The 19,396-nt window shown below is 73.1% G+C and carries 17 protein-coding genes and 1 other RNA gene; 5 read left to right on the top strand and 13 right to left on the bottom strand.

Annotated features, from left to right (window positions below):
• Nucleotides 1-408: 408 nt before the first annotated feature.
• The 9 genes from der to BBK14_RS17340 form a co-directional block, all read right to left on the bottom strand.
• Nucleotides 409-1,797 (bottom strand): ribosome biogenesis GTPase Der, encoded by a 1,389-nt coding sequence (der, locus tag BBK14_RS17300; RefSeq protein ID WP_071063738.1) that lies wholly within the window; start codon nt 1,795-1,797, stop codon nt 409-411.
• Between the two features lie 112 nt (nt 1,798-1,909).
• Nucleotides 1,910-2,854: a lysophospholipid acyltransferase family protein gene (locus tag BBK14_RS17305; protein ID WP_071063740.1), complete on the bottom strand. Its 945-nt coding sequence runs from the start codon at nt 2,852-2,854 to the stop codon at nt 1,910-1,912.
• Nucleotides 2,851-3,681 (bottom strand): (d)CMP kinase, encoded by an 831-nt coding sequence (cmk, locus tag BBK14_RS17310; RefSeq protein ID WP_071063742.1) that lies wholly within the window; start codon nt 3,679-3,681, stop codon nt 2,851-2,853. Before cmk ends, BBK14_RS17305 begins: the two co-directional genes overlap by 4 nt.
• A gap of 213 nt (nt 3,682-3,894) precedes the next feature.
• Nucleotides 3,895-5,085, bottom strand: a complete 1,191-nt coding sequence (locus tag BBK14_RS17315) for a prephenate dehydrogenase (RefSeq protein WP_071063744.1) — start codon at nt 5,083-5,085, stop codon at nt 3,895-3,897.
• Nucleotides 5,082-5,861, bottom strand: a complete 780-nt coding sequence (locus tag BBK14_RS17320) for a pseudouridine synthase (protein WP_071063746.1) — start codon at nt 5,859-5,861, stop codon at nt 5,082-5,084. Before BBK14_RS17320 ends, BBK14_RS17315 begins: the two co-directional genes overlap by 4 nt.
• The gene (scpB, locus tag BBK14_RS17325) at nt 5,858-6,574 is read right to left on the bottom strand and encodes an SMC-Scp complex subunit ScpB (RefSeq protein ID WP_071063748.1); all 717 of its coding nucleotides are present in this window, start codon (nt 6,572-6,574) and stop codon (nt 5,858-5,860) included. The genes BBK14_RS17320 and scpB overlap by 4 nt, the downstream gene beginning before the upstream one ends.
• Complete coding sequence (locus tag BBK14_RS17330; RefSeq protein WP_071063750.1) at nt 6,571-7,701, bottom strand: segregation and condensation protein A; 1,131 nt, start codon at nt 7,699-7,701, stop codon at nt 6,571-6,573. The genes scpB and BBK14_RS17330 overlap by 4 nt, the downstream gene beginning before the upstream one ends.
• 67 nt (nt 7,702-7,768) lie before the next feature.
• Nucleotides 7,769-8,458 carry a M50 family metallopeptidase gene (locus BBK14_RS17335; RefSeq protein WP_071063752.1) on the bottom strand — a complete coding sequence of 230 codons (690 nt, stop codon included), beginning with the start codon at nt 8,456-8,458 and terminating at the stop codon, nt 7,769-7,771.
• 113 nt (nt 8,459-8,571) lie between these two features.
• The gene (locus BBK14_RS17340; RefSeq protein ID WP_071063754.1) at nt 8,572-9,561 is read right to left on the bottom strand and encodes a ParA family protein; all 990 of its coding nucleotides are present in this window, start codon (nt 9,559-9,561) and stop codon (nt 8,572-8,574) included.
• A 549-nt stretch (nt 9,562-10,110) separates the two neighbouring features.
• On the opposite strand from BBK14_RS17340, the gene BBK14_RS17345 reads away from it, so the two are divergent.
• On the top strand, nt 10,111-11,211 hold the full coding sequence (locus BBK14_RS17345) for an S-(hydroxymethyl)mycothiol dehydrogenase (RefSeq protein WP_071063756.1): 1,101 nt from the start codon (nt 10,111-10,113) through the stop codon (nt 11,209-11,211).
• Nucleotides 11,212-11,337: 126 nt separating this feature from the next.
• Nucleotides 11,338-11,985, top strand: coding sequence for an MBL fold metallo-hydrolase (locus tag BBK14_RS17350; RefSeq protein WP_071063758.1), 648 nt, complete (start codon nt 11,338-11,340; stop codon nt 11,983-11,985).
• A gap of 434 nt (nt 11,986-12,419) precedes the next feature.
• Here the strand turns inward: BBK14_RS17350 and BBK14_RS17355 are convergent, their stop codons facing one another.
• Nucleotides 12,420-12,923, bottom strand: a complete 504-nt coding sequence (locus BBK14_RS17355) for a lipopolysaccharide assembly protein LapA domain-containing protein (RefSeq protein WP_071063760.1) — start codon at nt 12,921-12,923, stop codon at nt 12,420-12,422.
• A gap of 118 nt (nt 12,924-13,041) precedes the next feature.
• Here BBK14_RS17355 and rnpB point away from each other — a divergent pair.
• Nucleotides 13,042-13,457: RNase P RNA component class A (gene rnpB, locus BBK14_RS17360), an RNA gene on the top strand.
• 231 nt (nt 13,458-13,688) lie between these two features.
• Here rnpB and BBK14_RS17365 read toward each other — a convergent pair.
• Together BBK14_RS17365 and BBK14_RS17370 are read right to left on the bottom strand one after the other, a co-directional pair.
• Nucleotides 13,689-14,858, bottom strand: a complete 1,170-nt coding sequence (locus BBK14_RS17365; protein ID WP_083391026.1) for an ABC transporter substrate-binding protein — start codon at nt 14,856-14,858, stop codon at nt 13,689-13,691.
• A gap of 207 nt (nt 14,859-15,065) precedes the next feature.
• Nucleotides 15,066-16,073: an NsdA family TPR-like regulatory protein gene (locus BBK14_RS17370; RefSeq protein ID WP_071063765.1), complete on the bottom strand. Its 1,008-nt coding sequence runs from the start codon at nt 16,071-16,073 to the stop codon at nt 15,066-15,068.
• 434 nt (nt 16,074-16,507) lie between these two features.
• Between BBK14_RS17370 and BBK14_RS17375 the strand changes: the two genes are divergently transcribed.
• Complete coding sequence (locus BBK14_RS17375; RefSeq protein WP_071063767.1) at nt 16,508-17,128, top strand: RNA polymerase sigma factor; 621 nt, start codon at nt 16,508-16,510, stop codon at nt 17,126-17,128.
• On the top strand, nt 17,125-18,123 hold the full coding sequence (locus BBK14_RS17380; protein ID WP_071063769.1) for a hypothetical protein: 999 nt from the start codon (nt 17,125-17,127) through the stop codon (nt 18,121-18,123). The genes BBK14_RS17375 and BBK14_RS17380 overlap by 4 nt, the downstream gene beginning before the upstream one ends.
• Here BBK14_RS17380 and BBK14_RS17385 read toward each other — a convergent pair.
• Nucleotides 18,107-19,243, bottom strand: coding sequence for a bifunctional RNase H/acid phosphatase (locus BBK14_RS17385; protein ID WP_071063771.1), 1,137 nt, complete (start codon nt 19,241-19,243; stop codon nt 18,107-18,109). The genes BBK14_RS17380 and BBK14_RS17385 overlap by 17 nt on opposite strands.
• Between the last annotated feature and the right edge of the window lie 153 nt (nt 19,244-19,396).

The raw sequence follows: 19,396 nt of genomic DNA on the forward strand, positions 1-19,396 counted from the left end.
GAGGTATGTCCACCCGACTCCCGTTGTTTGCGATCAGGCGCCCGACACCTCCTCCTGCATGACTGGACGCATGTCCGGGGTGATGCTCTCTGTCGGGAGCGAGCTCATTCCGCAGCCGTGTCTCGATGGCCAGGGACGCCAGCTCAGGCAGGAAGACGATGAACAGCACTGCGTCCGAAGCTCATCGGGATCCGGTGCTCACCCCGCAGGATCCCCGCCAGATCGGTCTCACGTTCGGGATCCCGGGCGGATTCGTGAAGGGCTGCGGCAGCCTGGCACCGCCTACCAGTTCCGCCATGCCGAGCTACAACGGCACCAGGCCGAGCGGCCGCGCTCTGCTGTACCGGCACACCGCTCCGTCACCACCGAGAAGGACCGCGGGTACGACAGCACGGCTCAGCCCCGGGGCTAGCGGTGGCGGTCGGGACGCTCGCGGACCCGGATCGAGATCTCGATGGGCGTGCCGGCGAAGCCGAAGTCCTCGCGCAGTTTGCGCTCCAGGAAACGCCGGTAGGCCGGCTCGAGGAATCCGGTGGTGAACACGACGAAGCGCGGCGGGCGCACCCCGGCCTGGGTCGCGAACAGCACCCGCGGCAGCTTCCCGCCCCGCGACGGCGGCGGCGTGGCCGCCACGACCTCGCCGATCCAGGCGTTGAGGCGGCCGGTCGGGATGCGCGTTCCCCACGAGTCGAGGGACGTCCGCAGCGCCGGGGCGAGCCGGTCGGTGGCGCGGCCGGTGCGGGCCGAGATGTTCACCCGCGGCGCCCAGGCCACCCGGCCCAGCTCGCGGACGATCTCCTGCTCCAGGTCGAGACGGCGCTCGGTGTCGAGCGTGTCCCACTTGTTGAAGGCGAGGACGAGGGCCCGGCCGGCGTCGGTGACCATGCTGATGATCCGCTGGTCCTGCTCGGTGACCGGCTCGTCCGCGGCGAGCAGGACGATCGCGACCTCGGCGGCCTCCAGCGCGGAGGCGGTGCGCAGCGACGAGTAGTACTCGGCGCCGGAGGCCTCCTTCACCCGCCGCCGCAGGCCGGCGGTGTCGATGAACATCCAGGTCTCGCCGCCGACGGTGACGAGCTCGTCCACCGGGTCGCGGGTCGTGCCCGCGACGTCGTGCACCAGCGAGCGCTCGCTGCCGGCCAGTTTGTTGAGCAGGCTGGACTTGCCGACGTTCGGCCGCCCGATCAGCGCCACGCGCCGGGGGCCGTCCTCCTCGGTGAACCGCTCGCGGGGTGCCTCGGGCAGCACCGCGAGGACGGCGTCCAGCAGGTCGCCGCTGCCCCGGCCGTGCAGCGCGGACACCGGGTACGGCTCGCCCAGCCCGAGGCTCCACAGCGCGGCGGCGTCGGCCTCCGTGCGGGCGTCGTCGACCTTGTTCGCGGCGAGGATCACCGGCCGGCCCGACCGGTGCAGCACCCGGGCGACGGCCTCGTCGGCGTCGGTCGCGCCGACGGTGGCGTCGATCACGAACAGCACGCCGTCGGCGGTGTCGAGCGCGGCGCGGGCCTGGTCGGAGACCCGGGCGGCGAGGCCGCGGGCGTCGGGCTCCCAGCCGCCGGTGTCGACGAGGGTGAACCGGCGGCCGTTCCACACCGCGTCGTAGGCGACCCGGTCACGGGTGACGCCGGGGACGTCCTCGACGACGGCCGCGCGGCGGCCCAGGATGCGGTTGACCAGCGTCGACTTGCCCACGTTCGGCCGGCCGACGACGGCGAGGACGGGCTGCCCTCCCGCCAGCGGGAGGGCAGCGCCCACAGGGCCGTCGTCGACGGACGCGGCGAGATCTTCGGTGTTCATGACGGCTGCACTCCGCTTGGGCTGGACATCTCGGTGAACTGGCTGCGAGCTGTCCTTCCGCGGACGGCGGACCCGTCCGGCGCACTCGGAACAAACAGCGATCCGGTAGAACTTACTCCGCCGCCGACGAATCCCGGCTCTCGCCGGCACGCACCGTCGCCAGATGATCCGCCAGCCGGACCCGGATGTCCTCCGCCACGGCGGCCAGCGCCCGCCGCGAACGCGGGTTCGCCGGCACCTCCACCTCGAACGGCTTGCCGAACACCACCCGGACCTTCACCGACCGACGCGGCCACTTGGCGCCCCGGGGCAGCGCGGCACCGGTGTTGATGCAGGCCACGGGAAGGACACGGCAACGCCCGTGCACGGCCAGGTAGGCGATGCCGTGCTGGACGGCGGCCATCTCACCGCTGCCCCGGGTGCCCTCGGGGAACACGCCGATGGCGCCGCCACGGGAGAGCTCGTCGAGCGCGGTGTGCAGGGCGTCGCGGTCCGGGCGGCCGCGGTTGATCGGGATCTGGCCGACGAACAGCAGCAGCCTGCCCAGGATGCCCTTGTACATCTCGGACTTCACCAGGCACCGCACGGTGCGCGGCGCCTCGATGACGACGAGCGGCCCGTCCATCCAGCTGCTGTGGTTCCCCGCGAAGATCAGAGGCTCGCCGTGCGGGACGTTCTCCCAGCCCTCGTGGACCACGTTCATCACCAGGTGGTTGAGGACCTGGCGGACCGGCGGCTTGAGCACGCGGTGGGTGATGTCGTTGAACGGCTTCGACGCGGCACCGCGGTGCGCCGGCGCCCCGACCGAGGTCGCCGGACGGACCCGCTCGGCCCGGGCCCCGCTCGTCGCCGACTCGACGCCGCTCGGAGCTGGCACGACGGCCTTCGGCGCCGGCTCGACTCCGCCTGCGGCCGGAGCTGCCGGAGCCGACTCGACCGCGGCGGGCTCGACCGCCGCGGGCTCGACCGGAGCGGGCTCGGCCGGAGCGCCGGCCCCGGCTACCGGCTCGGCCACCGGCCCGTCCGGCGTGTCGAGCCGGCCGTCGGCGGCGGTCATGAGGTCGTGGCGAGCACGTGCTCGCCCTGGCGCAGGACCTCGTCCACCACCTCGGGGACCGACAGCGCGCTGGAGTCGAGAACGATCGCGCCCGCGGGAATGGACAGTGGGTCGACCGTGCGCGAGCTGTCGAGGGCGTCACGGCGGTCGAGCTCGGCCAGGGTGCGGGCCACGTCGTCGACGCCCTTCTCTCCCAGCTGCCGGGACCGCCGCAGCGCGCGCACCTCGGTGGACGCGGTGAGGAAGACCTTGACCGGGGCGTCCGGCGCGACGACCGAGCCGATGTCGCGGCCCTCGACCACGATGCCGCCGGCGACGAGGGCCTCGGCGATGATCTCGCGCTGCTGCGCGACCATCCGGGCCCGCACGGCGGGCACGGCGGCGACCGCGCTCACGGCGTTCGTCACCGCCCGGGTGCGGATCTGCTCGTCGACGTTCACCCCGTCGACGGAGATCGACGGGCGGTCGGGATCCGTGCCGACCGTGAGGACGGTGCGCTCGACGACCTCGGCCACCGCGGCCGGGTCCTCGATGTCGATGCGGCGCTCCAGTGCGACCTGGGTGACCGCCCGGTACATCGCCCCGGTGTCCAGGTAGCGCAGGCCGAGCCGGCGCGCGATCTCCCGGGAGACGGTGCTCTTCCCGGAGCCGCCCGGGCCGTCCACCGCGACCACGAGACCGGTGGGGGCGGCGGGGGCGGCCCCGGCGGTCACCGGGCCCGGTACCGAGGGCGCCACCGTCGTCCCGGGGCCCCCCGTCCTGAAAGCATCGTCGTGGCTGCCGGTGGCCGAAGCCCCCGGCGAAGCGGACCCGTCGTCGGGGCTCACCCGTCTCCTCCGTCCGGACGCGTGTCTGTGCGACCCGCATGTTCCTTCGTCCACGCCAGGCCGGCGGCGTCTCGGACCCGGGCCGACGGCCCGGTCGCGGCCGGGGCGGCGCGGCGCGCCCACCCCGACTGTCTCCGGGCCGGAAGTCCCAGGCTGGTGGTCCCTAGAACACCTGCCGGACGGCCAACCCGGCTCAGGCTACTCGCTGGTCCGTCACGAGCGCCGATATGCCGTCCATCCGGCCCGCGTCAGCCGTTCGACGAGTCCGTCCGCGCCGTCCGGATCGACCGCGATCTCGACGATGCCGGCGGGGGCGTCCAGGCTGTGCTCGAACGGCCCGACGTCCTCGATGTTGACGTCCCACTCGCCGATCACGGCGAACAGCGCCGCGAGCTGGCCGGGACGGTCGTCGAGCACCACACCGACCCAGCCCCACGGAAGTGCCCGGGCGCCGGCCTTGCGGGGCAGCAGCGACCGGCCGTGCCGCCCGCCGTGGATCGCCGCCGTGACCGCCTCGACCACCTCGTCACGGGTCCCCTCGGCGAGCACGTCCGCGAGGTGGGTGAACTCCCGCCCCAGCCGGCGCACGCGCTCGGCGATGGGCCCGCGGTTGCCCTCGATGATCGACGCCCACAGGACGGGGTCGCTGTCGGCGAGGCGGGTCGTGTCGCGGAAGCCCTGGCCGGCGAACGGCAGGTCGTGCGAGTCGAGGCCGAGCAGGCTCCCGGCGAGCACGCTCGCCACCAGCTGCGGAACGTGCGAGAGGACGGCCATCGCGGCGTCGTGGCGCTCGGGGGTGGTGCGCACCGGTGTCGCGCCGCAGGCAAGGGCGAGGGCGGCGGTCGCCGCGATCGCGTCCGCGCCGGTGTGGGCCACCGGGCAGACCGCCCACACCCGCTCGGCGAACAGGTCCGCGCGGGCGGACACCGCCCCGTGCCGCTCCCGCCCGGCGATCGGATGGGCCGGGCACCAGGCCCCGAGATCACAGCCGAGCTGGACGGCCTCGACCAGCGGGCGGGTCTTCACGCTGCCGGCGTCGCTGACCGTCGTCGCCAGGCCGCCGCGCTGCAGGTCGCGCAGCTCGGCGGCGACGGTGGGCAGCGGCGTGGCGATCACCGCGTGGTCGACCCGCTCGCCCTGCCAGGGCCGGCCGGCGCCCATCGCCTCGGCGAGCTTCACCTGGGCGCCGTCGGAGTCGCGCAGGAACACCTCCACGCCGCGCCCGGACAGCGCCAGCCCGATGCTCGTGCCGATCAGCCCGGACCCGACGACGGCCACCCGGCGCAGCTCGGGCAGGTGCGCCGGATCCCACGCGGGCGAGCCCCCCGCGGCCGCCTCGACCCCCGGGCGGACGTAGGGCGGCGAGAACCGCCCGGCCGCCGTGGGGGGCTCGCCGGGACTCACAGCCCGGTCGCCTTGTAGAGCGCCCCCACCTCGTGCCGGGTGAGATGGCGGGCGCGGCCGGCCCGCAGCGTGCCGAGCGTCACCGGGCCGAACGAGACCCGGACGAGGCGGTGCACCGGGTGCCCCACGGCCTCCATCATGCGGCGGACCACGTGCTTGCGGCCCTCGTGCAGGGTGAGCTCCATCATGACCCGGGACGCGGCGACGTCGACGATCCGGGCGGCGTCGACCGAGACGGGGCCGTCCTCGAGGGTCACCCCCGAGCGCAGCCGGCGCGGGACGTCGCGGCGGACCGGGCCGCTGATCTCGACCAGGTAGGTCTTCGGCACGCCGAAGGACGGGTGGGTGAGYCGGTGGGCGAGATCGCCGTCGTTGGTGACGAGCAGCAGGCCCTCGCTGTCGCCGTCCAGCCGGCCGACGTGGAACAGGCCAACGGAGCCGAACTCGGTGAGAAAGTCGGCGATGGTCGGCCGGCCGCGGTCGTCGGACATCGCCGACAGCACACCGCGCGGCTTGTTCAGCGCCAGGTGCACCAGCCCGGTGCGGGTGACGACGCGCTCGCCGTCGACCTCGATCACCGCCGTCTCCGGGTCGACCCGACGGCCCTGCTCGCGGACCACCTCGCCGTCGACCCGGACGCGACCGGAGTCGATCAGTTCCTCGTTGTGCCGGCGAGAACCGATGCCGGCGGAGGCCAGCACCTTCTGCAGACGGATGCCCTCGGACGCCGGGTCCCGGCGGCGGGTGCCGGGGGACTCGGATTCGGTGCCGTTCATGACGCCACGATGTCATCGACATCGTCCACACCCGGCAGCAGGGGTGCGAGCGGGGGCAGTTCGTCCAGGTCACGCAGGCCCATGCGTTCCAGGAAGTAGTCGGTGGTGCGGTACAGGATGGCTCCCGACTCGTGGTCGTGGCCGCATTCCTCGACGAGGTTGCGGGCGGTGAGGGTACGGATGACGCCGTCGGCCGAGACCCCGCGCACCGCGGAGATCCGACCGCGGCTGACCGGCTGCTGGTAGGCGACGATCGCCAGCGTCTCCAGCGCGGCCTGGGAGAGGCGGGCGGACTGGCCGGCCAGCACGAAGCGCTCGACCCACGGGGCGCACTCGTCGGCCGTGTACAGCCGCCAGCCCCGACCCACGTGGCGCAGCCGGAAGCCGCGCCCGTCCCGCTCGTACTGTGCGGCGAGCTCGGCGAGCAGCGCCTCGACCCGCCGGGCGGGGATGTCGAGTGCGGTGGCGAACTCGGCCACGCCGACCGGGTTCTCCGCGACGGTCAGCACCGCCTCGACGAGCGCGATGTCGGATGGCCGCTCGCCCGCGGGCGGAGCCGGCGGCACCCGCGGGCCCGGCGACCGGGGCGGAGCCGGCGACCGGGGCGCGGGAACCGCCCCGTTCGTGCCAGCGGGCGCGCCCGTGCCGGTGGGCCAGTCGGTGCCGGCGAAGCCGTCGGCGCCGACTGGCCCGTTGGTGGAATCAGGGGTCACGCGGTCGGTCTCCTCGGTCGCCTCGGCCGGCGGCGGCCGTCGAGCGGATCGTCCTCAGCTCCGGTGCCCTCCCCCGCTCCGGCACCGGCACCCGCACCGGCGGCGGCGGTGTCCCCGGCGGGGGCGGTGCTCACCACAGGGGTGAAGGGCTCGTCCGGCTCATCCTCGCCAGAGTAGAGCGAGGCACCGACAGGACGGTCGTCGTCCTCGGGGCGCGCGACCCAGCGGACGATGAGCTCACCGAGCGGGCGCTCCTGCTCGAAGACGATCCGGCCCTCCCGGAACAGCTCCAGCAGGGCCAGGAAGCGCGCGACGACCTCTATCGTCTCGGCCAGGCCCGCACACAGCGCGGTGAACGACGCGGCACCCAGCTCCCGCAGCATCCCGATCACCGCGATCATGTGCTCGCGGACGCTGACCCGGGGCAGGTGGACGTGGTCGGTGGCCACCTGCGGGGGCAGCGGCGGCTCACGCAGCCGGGCGGCGAGCGCGGCGAGCTCGGACGGCCCGATGCTGATCTGCACCTCGGGCAACGCGGCGGCGTAGCGCGGCTCCAGCGGCACCGCCCGCGGGACGAACCTCGACTCCAGCGCCATCATCGCGGTGAAGATCGCGGCGGCCTCCTTGTAGGCCCGGTACTGGAGCAGCCGGGCGAACAGCAGGTCACGAGCCTCCAGCAGGGCGAAGTCCTCGGCCTCGTCGTCGGAGATCGCGCCGGGCAGCAGGCGGGCGGCCTTCAGGTCGAGCAGCGTCGCCGCGATCACCAGGAACTCGGTGGCCTGGCCGAGGTCGAAGTGCTTGCCCAGCCGCCTGATGTGCGCGACGAACTCGTCGGTCACCTGCGACAGCGCCACCTCGGTGACGTCCAGCCGATGCTTGGCGATCAGCGAGAGCAGCAGGTCGAAGGGGCCGGAGAAGTTCTCCAGCTCGACGACGAACGGCTCGGTGCGCCCGCCACGCGCGGTCGGCACGGCGGCCCCGGCAGGCGCGGCGGGCGCGGCGGCCTTCATCGGCCTGGCGGGTCCGGTGGACCCTGTGGGAGCAGTGGGCCCGTTGGGCACCGGTTCGTCCGCTGCCGGGCCGAGCACGCCCACACCGGTGGCCGTGTCTGTCCCGGACGAGCTCATACGGCCACGTTACGCCCTGTGACGTATCGTCCCGACGTGCACACCGGCCGCACCCACCTGGGCCCGCCTACGGCAGATCGATCCCGATCAGGGAGCCCAGGCCGCGGGTGAGCGGCCAGATCAGCTGACCGATCACCGACGGGAACCCGGGGAACAGCACCGGCAGGATGATCACCGCGAGGAGGATCACCACCCCGACGTTGCCCTCGGTGAGCCGGTGGTTCGCCTTGCGCCAGCCCTCGGACTGCGGGCCGAGCAGGAACAGGATGCGCCCGCCGTCCGTCGGCGGCACCGGGACGAGGCTGAGGATGCACAACGACCCGAAGGTGATCGCCATCCACAGCAGCAGCTCCACCGAGAAGGTGCCGCCGACGATCTCGGCCGCGCGGTCCCCGGTGTCGATCACTGCGCGCTGCGTGAGCGCGCGTGCGCCGGCGAGCGACGCGAGCGCGAGCAGCGCGTAGGAGAGCGGGCCCGCGAGCAGGGCGGCGGCCACGTGGAAACGGCGCTTGCGCCAGACGTCGTTCATCCGGATCGGCTCCGCCCACCCGGCACCGCCGATGAGCACGCCGACCCAGCTGAACGGGCTGATCCGCTGGGTGCCCACCCCGGCGGTCAGCCGCCCGGAGCGCCTCGGGATCGGGTCACGGGCCAGCCGGGCCGCGAGGATCTGCGCACCGTCGTGGACGACGATGCCGATGACGAAGGCGAGCACGATCCCGAGCAGCGCCGCGGGCTCGGCGAGGTGAAACAGCACGGCTTGTCGTCCGTCCCCGATCCGTCGTCCTACCTCCAGGACCCGCCGACCGGGTCCCGCTGCCTACCGGCCCACCGGCTGGCCGACAGGTCAGCCGGGCGGGCCGGCCCGGGTCACCCGACCGCGGGCGGCGTCGCGTAGCGCGCCATCAGCTCCCGGGCCAGCCGACGGTATCCGGCCGCACCGACAGATGTCGGCGCGTAGGTCGTGATCGGCTCCCCGGCCACGGTGGTCTCCGGGAACCGTACCGTCCGGTTGATCACCGTGTGGAAGACCTCTTCGGGAAACCGCTCGACGACCCGGGCGAGCACCTCGCGAGCGTGCAGCGTACGAGCGTCGTACATGGTCGCCAGGATGCCCGCGAGCTCCAGGCGGGAGTTCAGCCGCTCGCGCACCTTGTCGATGGTCTGCAGGAGCAGCGCCACCCCGCGCAGCGCGAAGTACTCGCACTCCAGCGGAACCATGACGGCGTCGGCGGCCGTCAGGGCGTTGACCGTGAGCAGGCCCAGCGACGGCTGGCAGTCGATGAGGATGACGTCGTAGACGTCCATCACCGGGGTGAGGGTGCGGGCCAGGCTGTGCTCGCGGCCGACCTCGGTGACCAGCAGCACCTCGGCGGCCGACAGGTCGATGTTGCTCGGCAACAGGTCGAGGCCCTCGACCTGGGTCTCGACGATGGTGTCCTGGATGTCGGCGTCGCCGCCGAGCAGCAGATCGTGCACGGTGACCTCGAACTGCATCGGGTTGATGCCCAGGCCCACCGAGAGCGCACCCTGGGGGTCGAAGTCGACGAGCAGCACCCGCCGGCCGTACTCGGCGAGCGCGGCCCCCAGGTTGATCGTGCTCGTGGTCTTGCCCACGCCGCCCTTCTGGTTGCACATGGCGACGACCCAGGCGGGGCCGTGTGAGCTCAGTGCCGGCGGGACGGGGAACACCGGCATCGGACGCCCGGTCGGACCGGGCTTGCCGACACCCTCGTCGGGTTCCTCGCCCCCGACCTCAAGCCGGCCGTCCTCGGACAGGCGGGGCTCGCCGACCGTCACCTCACCGTAGTAGCGGCGGCCCGGCGGACCGGAGACCGCGGCGGAGTCGGAACGGACCACGGTGTACCTGCTCCTCACGACTGCTCGGGCAGTCCCTGCGTGAATACCTCTGGTTCGGGTGCCCCTGCTTCGGCTGTCTCAGCTTCGGGTGCGTCCGCATCAGCTGATACCRCATCAGCTGTTACAGCGTCGGCTGTTACTGCTTCCCGGCGGAGGTCTCCTCCTGTGACGAGCAGAAACGGACCGGTTGGAGCGTACCGACCCGGACCCGGTATCGGCGGTCTCGGGGGCCGCCAGTCGGCGTGTCGCGTTCCTCGCCTCATGTGTGACTCGAACTTCGGTGCCCACCCGGCGCGTTTCGCGGCGATATCTGCGGTAGTTCATCTTGCGCTCCATGTACCCGAAGCGCACGTCGCCGCACACCGTCGCCTACGTCACCGCGTACCCGCCGCCTACGTCGCCGCCGCCGGACCGGACGCCGCGGGCGCAGAGCCGCTCCCCCGCCCGCCGGCTCCGGTTGCGCGACGACATTGCGGTGAGATGACGGTCGGGTGTTGGCTGACGTCCAGGTGAGTCGGTGATGACACGGCGATGGTGAAAGGGAGTGCCATGACGGATGGCCCGCAGGCAGTGGCGGTGGAGGCGGTCGTCGCGGTCGAGAAGGGCGCGCCGGTGGCGCTGACACGGATCATCGTGCCGCCGCCGGGCCCCGGGGAGGCCCGGGTCCGGGTGCAGGCGTGCGGGGTGTGCCACACCGACCTGCACTACCGCGAGGGCGCGATCAACGACGACTACCCGTTCCTACTCGGCCACGAGGCGGCCGGGACGGTCGAGTCCGTCGGCGAGGGGGTCACCTCGGTCGCCCCGGGTGACTACGTGGTGCTGGCCTGGCGGGCGCCGTGCGGGACGTGCCGGTCGTGCCTGCGCGGGGCGCCCTGGTACTGCTTCGACTCCCGCAACGCCGTCAACCCGATGACGCTGGAGGACGGCACCCCGCTCTCCCCCGCGCTGGGCATCGGTGCCTTCACGCCGCTGACACTCGTGGCCGCCGGGCAGTGCGTCAAGGTCGACCCGGCCGTTCCGCCGCAGGCGGCGGGCCTGATCGGCTGTGGGGTCATGGCCGGCTTCGGCGCCGCGGTGAACACCGGACGGATAACCCGCGGCGAGACGGTCGCCGTCTTCGGCTGCGGCGGGGTCGGCGACGCGGCCATCGCCGGCGCGTCGGTCGCCGGCGCGCGCCGGATCATCGCCGTCGACGTGGACGACCGCAAGCTCGAGTGGGCCCGCGGGTTCGGCGCGACCCACGTCGTGAACTCCCGGAACGAGGACCCGGTGGAGGCCGTGCGGGCGCTGACCGACGGCAACGGGGCGGACGTCGTGATCGAGGCGGTCGGCCGCCCCGAGACCTACCGGCAGGCGTTCTTCTCCCGCGACCTGGCCGGACGGCTGGTGCTCGTCGGCGTGCCCGACCCGTCGATGACCGTCGAGCTGCCGCTCATCGAGGTGTTCAGCCGCGGCGGCTCGCTGGCGTCGTCCTGGTACGGCGACTGCCTCCCGACCAGGGATTTCCCGATCATCATCGACCTGCACCGCGGTGGCCGGCTCGACCTGGCCGCGTTCGTCACCGAGACGGTCGGCATCGGGGACGTCGAGCGGGCCTTCGAGCGGATGCGGCGAGGTGACGTGCTGCGCAGCGTCGTCCTGATCTGAGCGCCCTCCCGTTCCGGTGAATCCGGACGGGTACAGCGGGCCGACGAAGTGCCTCAGGGGCAGGCCGGACGGGTACGGTCGTCCCGGGTCGACCGGTGCACGAACCGGCGCGGAGAGGAGTTTCCTGTGGCGGTCAGCGGCGGTCAGCGGATCGATCGGGTGATCACCCGCGGTGACTTCACCCTCGACGGCCAGTCGTTCACCGTCGACAACAACGTGTGGCTCGTCGGCGACGAGCAGTCGGTGGTCGTCGTCGACGCGGCCCACGACCCGTCCGTCATCGAGGCCGCGGTGGACGGCCGGCGGGTGTCCCTGATCATCGCGACGCACGGCCACAACGACCACATCAACGCGGCTGCCGAGCTGGCCGACCGGGTGCGCGCCCCGATCGCGCTGCACCCGGCCGACGCGGTGCTGTGGCGGCAGGTCTACCCCGAGCGCGGGCCGGACGAGGCGCTGCGCGACGGCCAGGTGATCCCGATCCCGGGCGGTTCCCTGCGCGTGCTGCACACCCCCGGCCACTCCCCGGGCGGCRTCAGCCTGTTCGGGGAGATCAACGGCGACCCCGTGCTGTTCAGCGGGGACACCCTGTTCCGCGGCGGCCCGGGGGCGACCGGCCGGTCGTTCTCCGACTTCCCGACCATCCTGAGCTCCATCCGGGCGAAACTGCTCACCCTGCCCTCCGGGACGGTCGTGCACACCGGCCACGGCGACGACACGACCATCGGCGAGGAAGCCGTGGACTACGACGACTGGGTGCTCCGCGGCCACTGAGCTATTCCGGTGCGGCGATCACCGTGAAGCCGTCGGCGGCGCGTTCGAAACAACCCGCGTTTGAACGTGAAGGCGGCGCGCCTGTCGTGCGGTACGCGGTGTGCGGGACCGGCCGTTCCCACGGGATTTCCCGCCGAGATCCGAGGCGGGATCAGAGCCGGGATCAGATCAGCGTTCGTGCGCCGCATTCGCCGGGCTGATCGCCTTCGTATTCGCCTGGGCATCGGCGGTAACGAACCACCGGTCGAGGCGAAGGCGAAGTCCACGAAACCCGGACAGATCATGATGACCGGCGCGACCGGCCGGCAGAACACACCGGCAGAACCAGCGGATCGGCTGATCCGTGCACCCGGCCCGGTTCACCCGGTCGAGCTCGATCTGTCGGGTGAGGCGGGCCGGGTGGCGGAGCGGAAGGGTCAGCCGGCTCAGGCGGCTCAGGCGGCTCGGTCCTCCCGGCGGAGCTGGCGCAGCTGCCGGCGCAGCCTGATCTGTGGGATCACGCCGATCAGAAGCCCGACCAACAGCCCCGCGGCGGCGGAGGCGGCCAGCGCGGCGGCCACCGACATCACCTGGGTCGACCCGAACAGCCAGATGCTCACCCGCTGGTCGTTCTTCACCACGAACACGATGACCGCGATGGCGATCAGCAGCACCAGCACGGTGATCGCGTAGGTCGAGTAGGCGACGCCCCGGCGGGCGGCCCGGCCGGCCCCGCGACCGGTGGGCCCGGTCCCGGTGCCTGGCGCGCCGGGAACCGCTCCGGGCACCGCCGGCGGAACGGCACCGGACGCAGGCGGCGCCGGCGGGACCGCGCCGGCCGGCGGGTACGAGCCCGGGACGGAGGTCGGCGGGCCTCCGACCGGAACGCCCGCGGCCGGCCCGGAGGCCACCGGACGCGGCTGCTCACCCCCGCCACCTGGCTGCTGTGGTGCCGTCATCGCCCGCCCCCTACCCATCGGTACCTGTCGGGCCGCGCGGTCGGGAGTCGCTCCCCCCGCCGCCTCACCCCGTGCCCGAAGTCTAGGACGGCCAGTGCCATATGCTGAGCAGCGCGGACGAGTTGGCCGGACGGTCGCGTCGGTACCGGGGCGCGAGCCCGGGTGCCGCCGAGGAACGTCCGGGCTCCACAGGGCGGGGTGGTGGGTAACGCCCACCCGGGGTGACCCGCGGGACAGTGCCACAGAGAACAGACCGCCGGTGCCGTCATGGCGCCGGTAAGGGTGAAACGGTGCGGTAAGAGCGCACCAGCGCCCGGGGTGACCCGGGCGGCTAGGTAAACCCCACCCGGAGCAAGGCCAAGAGGCCCCGGCCGGTCACGGTCGCGGGCTGCGCAGGCGTCTGAGGGCTGCTCGCCCGAGCCTGCGGGTAGGCCGCTGGAGGCCGTCGGCAACGGCGGTCCTAGATAGATGACCGTCACCGGCAAGCCGCGAGGCGACCCGGAACAGAACCCGGCGTACAGGCCAACTCGTCCGCCCCATCACAGCTTGCGACCTGGTCGCACTGCGCGCGGTCCTGGCGCCGATCGTCTGGCGGGTCGTCACCCGACCCACGGCGCAGGAGCGGATCTGCTCCCGCGGCGCCGGCGTGGCCGGTGGCAGACGTCGGGCTGGCTCCCGCGGCCTGCGGTTCGGGCCGACGCCACCCCTGGCGCCAGCGATCGTGACGCCCCTGTCCTCAGGCCGGCCGACGCGGACCCCAGGCGGTCAGCCGGCGGTGCCGTCGGCGCAGAGGCGGGGGCGGGTGACCTGGAACGCGGTCCCGGTGGGATTGATCTGGACGAAGGCATAGCAGTTGAGCGGCTGCGTGCTGTTGGTGGTCGGGTTGACGGGTTCGATCAGGCCGCCCGCGTCGTAGCCGGTGACCTTCCGCAGCGCGCCGATGAAGCCCTCGCGGGTGGGGCAGTCGCCGGCCAGGTCGAGCCCACGCAGGAACATGTCGCTGTAGACGTACGCATGCAGGGCGAACTGCTGGTCGGGCTCGACGGTTTCGGGTGCGTAGCGGGTCATCGCCGCGCGGTAGCGGTCGATGGCGGCGCCGCCGACCTCGAAAGGACGGGAGTACACCGGGAAGGAGACACCCGCGAGCTCCTGTCCCAGCACGGGTAGCACCGCACTGTCGTAGCCGGTGAACGAGACGGTGGTGGCGAGTCGCAGGTTCACCGCGCGGGCGGCCTGCACGACGTCGGCCATGTCCTCAGGGGTCGTGAAACCGATCAGCGCGTCGGCGCCGGCAGCGGCCAGCTCCCGAACCACCCTGGCAGGGCTGTCGCTGCCGCGGGCGTAGGAGATGGCATCGGTCGAGGTCAGCCCGATCGACTGGAACGCGGTCCTGTACCACGTGACGGCATCCACCGTGGACGCCGGAGTTCCCGTGGTCAGGATGCCGACCCCGCTGCCGCCGTTGGCCCGGACGTAGCGGCCGACGGTCTCAGGGGAAGCCTCGTACATGTCGGAGAACAGGTTCGGGTATTCGGCCCAGGACTGCAGACCGAAGCCGACGACGGGAACCTTTTGCGCCGCGAGGCTTTCCAATGAGCTACCGAGGGCGGTGGTGACCGTCACGAGACCGAAGACCCCTTCGTCCCGGAGAAGTTCCTCGGTGACGGTGGCGCTCTGGGCGAGCGTGTTCGTATCGTCACGCCACTCGTAGACAACCTTGCGGCCGTGTATCCCGCCCTCAGCATTGACCAGGCCGATTCTGGCGTCCACTCCGGACCGGGCCGAGGCGATCGCGGTGCTTCCCATGCCCGACTCGGAGTACACCAGACCGAGCTTCACCTGGTCGGACGTCACCCCGGGGCTGGTACAGGCGGCTCGTGGGCTCCCGGCGCTCGAACCCGGGGAGCAGCTCGTCAACCCGGTGGCAACGACCACAGCCGTGAGCCCCGGCAGCGTCCTGACGCGACCTAAACCCACACTTTCCTCCACGGAAGACAAACTGGGGATGACGTTCTACGGCGCAGCGAGCCACGCCGTCCATTCCTCAGAAATTGTACTCCGTCTAAATTATCGATCCAATTCAACCGGCAAGGAGGCATAGCCGGAACACGCAAAGGAAGGCTGTGAGTACAGAACGCAGGGTCAGGTAGTAAGGCGGGGCGGCCGCCAGGTCCGGAGACGTTCGTCGAGGTCGTCGAGGAGGGAGTGCCATCCGAGGTAGCCGCGGGCCTCGCCGACGAACCGCTCGGCGCGCCCGCCGATGACGATGCTCGGGCGGTGGCGGGAGATGCGCAGCGCCTCGTCGACCAGCTCGACGGCGTGGTCGAGGTCCCGCCGCTTGGCCGCTGCGGTGGCCGCGGCGATCCGGGTCATCGAGCGGAGCCCGGTGGCGCCTACGGCGTCCAGGTGGTGGATCGCCGCGTCGGTGTAGACGCTCGCCGCGCCCGGCATACCGAGCTCGACGTACGCGGCCGCCGACAGCTCTGACAGCGTCAGCACGTGCAGCGTGTCGATCGAGAACCCGGGGCGGCCGAGCTGTTCGACGCTCAGTGTTCCCGCGATGCTCCAGGCCCGGCCGACCGCCTCGTGCACCGCCCACCGGTCACCGAGAGTGCCGTGCGCTCGAGCCTCGATGGCGGCGGCGCGGGCCGCGGCCGGGCTCCCGCGGCCGACCAGGGCAGCTCCCGACGCCGCGAGCGCGACCGCGTCCGCCGGCCGGCCGGCCTTGCGCGCCAGCGACGACTGCCACAGCCGCACCCAGCACATCAGCTCCTCGTCGCGGGCCTCGGCCGCGTGCACGAATGCCTCCTCGAAGGCGAGGACGGCGCCGGGCAGGTCGCCGAGGTCGTGCCGGGTGGCTGCCCAGAGGGCGACGAGCCGGCCGGCGGCCCGGTGCAGCCGCAGCCGCGTCGCCTGCGGAACGACGTCACGCTGCAGCAGCGAGCGGACGACGGGGAGGTGACGGCGCAGGTGGACGGCGGTCGCCCCGATCGGGGCCCGCTCGTAACCCGCGGTGAGCTGGGCGACCCTGTCGTCGAGGTGGTCGAGCACATCGCTGGACGGGCTCATGCCGCCACCTCGCGGGACGAGGAGGTCCAGCGGGAACAGGACGCCGACCGCGATGAGTCGACGCCGCGAGGTGGCGTCCATCGATTGCGTCCTCCGCTGTTTCCTCCACCGGCTCCGCTGGATCCACCGAGTGGCACGGTGGCGGGCGTCTGATGTGTCCGAAGTGGCGTGATCCGGGACGGTGTCATCCGAGGTGGTGCTGTCCGAGGTGTGACGGTCCAAGGCCCCCGTGCTTGGCGCATGTCCCGAATCCTGCGAGCCCGGAGGCATTCCGTCACCCTCAGGTACCACGCAAGGACACAGATCGGCCTCGCGGCCGTACGCACACGTGTCCGACCGCTCCGTCTCTGCTGGTCCCGGCCCGGAACGTTCGGTCCCGGCAGGCCGTTCGGTCCCGGTCGTGGACGTTCGCGGGAACCGGATCGGCGCGGCGGACCAATACGTAATGTGAACAGACACCCACCCGGAAACCCGGCGGCGAATTCCGGCATCAGCGACGACCGAGCTGGTGAGGCATGACGGTGATCCCGACCGACGCCGACCTGCTCGTGCGGTCCGTGCGTGAGCCCGAGGTCTTCGCCGACCTCTTCGAGCGCCACGGTGACCGGGTGCACCGGTACCTGGCCCGGCGGGCCGGGCCGGACCTCGCCGAGGACCTGGTCTCCGACACCTTCGTCGCCGCCTTCGAGCAGCGTTCCCGGTTCGACCCGGCGCGCGGGCCGGACGGCGCGCTGCCCTGGCTGCTGGGCATCGCGACCAGGATCTTGCAGGGCCACCGGCGGGCCGAGGCCCGGCGCTGGCGGGTGTTGGAGCGGGCGCTGCCCGACCGGCCAGAGCCCGCGGCGGCGGACCGGGTCGCGGACCGCGTCGACGCGAACGCCACCGTCCAGTCCCTGGTCCGCGCGCTCGCCGAGCTCCCCGACGGCGAGCGGGACGCGCTGCTGCTCCTGGCCTGGGGAGACCTGCGGTACGAGGAGATCGCGACCGCCCTCGCCGTGCCCGTCGGCACCGTCCGGTCGCGCATCCACCGGGCCCGCAACCGGCTGCGCGCCGCGCTGGCCGCCGATCCGCTGGCCGCCAGGTCGGCCCCGACCCGCTCCGACTTCCGTCCTTTTCTGGAGAGTGAGCCATCATGACCGACGACCTCGACCTGCTGACGCGGCTCGGCGCAGACGTGCCGCCGCTTTCGGCGGAGGGCCGGGCCCGGGTCCGCGCGCGGCTGTTCGCCGCTGCGGCCGGGACCGCGAACGCGCCCACACACGCTGAATCGAACGCGGTAATGGGAGCGGACGGCGCGCGTCCGTCGCGCCGGGACCTCCTGGAGCGGGTCGACGGCCCGGGAACGCCGCCGCGACGCCGGCGCCGGGTGCTGCGTCTCGGTGTGGTCGGGGCGGCCGCGGCCGCCGTGTCGCTGACCGCCGCGCTGGTGCTGCCGGGATCGGCATCCCCCGCCTACGCGCTGAGCGAGGAGCCGGATGGGACGGTGAAGGTCCAGATCAACGAGTTCCGCCAGGCCAAGCAGCTGGAGGCCGACCTGCGGGCGGCCGGGATCAACGCGGTCGTCGACTTCGTCCCGATTGGCCAGACCTGCCAGCAGCTGCGTGGCGGCGGTGCACCCCCGGCGGGCAGTGACGTCACGCCGCCGGCGGAGGGTGGCGTCTCGAACGGCGGCCAACCCCCGGATTCCGCGCCCGGCACGGTGGCCGAGGGCGCCGATCCGGCCGGGACCGGCGCCGCCGAGCGGGGAGCGGTCGGCGGCGACCCGAACGGATCCGGCGCGCGGGACCGGAACGGGCAGGACCCGAGCGGGCAGACCCAGGCGGGGGCCCCGGCCGAAGCCGGAGAAGAGCCCGCCGTCCTGACCGTCGACGCCGGGCCGGAGGAGTCGACCGCGTTCGAGGTCACCCGGGGTGCGCTCAAGCCCGGCCAGTCACTGGTGATCGTCGGCAGCTACGACGAGGCGGATCCGAGCCGCCCGGGCACGATCTCCTCGGCCGTCGTCGAAGGCCAGGTCGCGCCGTGCACCCCGGTCCGCGCCGGCGGGGCGGGGGCGCAGCCCGGGCTCGGCACCGGGGTCGCTCCCAGCGGTGCCCCGGGTGGCGCACCCGGGGGCCCTACTCGCCGGGAATGACCAGATGGGCGACGTGGTGGGTGTCGTTGAAGCCCCGCAGCACCGCGGGTCCGTCGGAGTACCAGTCGATGGTGGTGATCGACACCAGGTCCAGGTGCAGCCGGTAGAGCACGGTCGGCTCGGCGGCGAGCGCGAGCTGGGTGAGCCCCTTGATCGGGGTCACGTGCGAGACCACGAGGACGCGCCGGGCGGGATACCGGGCCATGATCCGGTCGCGGGCCGCCGCGACACGGGCGACCGTGCTCAGCAGGCTCTCCCCGCCCGGCGGCGGCACCGAGGGATCGGCGAGCCAGGCGTTCAGCTCGTCCGGGAAGCGCTCGCGGACCTCGGCGAACGTCATCCCCTCCCACGCGCCGAAGTCGGTCTCCCGCAGGTCCTCGTCGATCAGGTAGTCGCGGCCCAGCGCGTCCGCGGTCTGGCGGGCGCGCTTGAGCGGCGAGCTGATCACGGCGTCGAACGGCTCGCCGCGCAGCCGGTCCGCGGCGGCGGCGGCCTGTTCCAGCCCGAGGTCGGTGAGTGAGGCCTCCACGGTTCCGCTGAACCGCTTCTCCACCGACAGCGGCGTCTGGCCGTGGCGGAGCAGGACCATGGTGATCGGCGGAGCGGGCGGGGCCATCCAGCCGGAGAGCCGGTGCGTGGTGGGCGCCTGGTGCGGCAGCGGGTCCGGCGACTGCGGGACGGAGGGTTCCCAGGACCGGCCGGCGGCGGCGGCGTCCATCGCCTCGTTCGCCAGCCGGTCGGCGTCGCCGTTGCGGGCCCGGGGCACCCAGACGAACCGGACCCGCCCGAGCCCAGCGGCGATCTCGGCGGCCTGGGCCGCCAACGGGCGCATCGACGGGTGCTTGATCTTCCAACGGCCGCTCATCTGCTCGACGACGAGCTTGGAGTCCATCCGGACCTCGATGTCGGCGCCCGGGTCGAGCTCCGCGGCGGCCCGCAGGCCGGCGAGCAGGCCCTCGTACTCGGCGACGTTGTTGGTGGCCGTGCCGATCGAGGCGGCCCGCTCGGCCAGCACCTGGCCGGTGCCGGCGTCCCGGACGAGGGCGCCGTACCCGGCGGGCCCGGGATTGCCGCGGGATCCTCCGTCGGCCTCGACGACCAGTCTGCGCCCAGCGCTCATGCCGCCACTCCCCTCTGCTCGTCCGGCTCCCGCGAGTCTGCTCGGCCGGCTCCCGCGAGGGGCTCGTCCACCCTCGGAGGGGAGTCACCCCTCGGGGGGATAGAAGACTTTACCGGCCGCTCGGCGATGTGGACAGCGGGCGGCCGGACGCGT

The sequence above is a fragment of the Parafrankia soli genome, assembly GCF_001854695.1.
Taxonomy (GTDB): Bacteria; Actinomycetota; Actinomycetes; order Frankiales; family Frankiaceae; genus Parafrankia; species Parafrankia soli.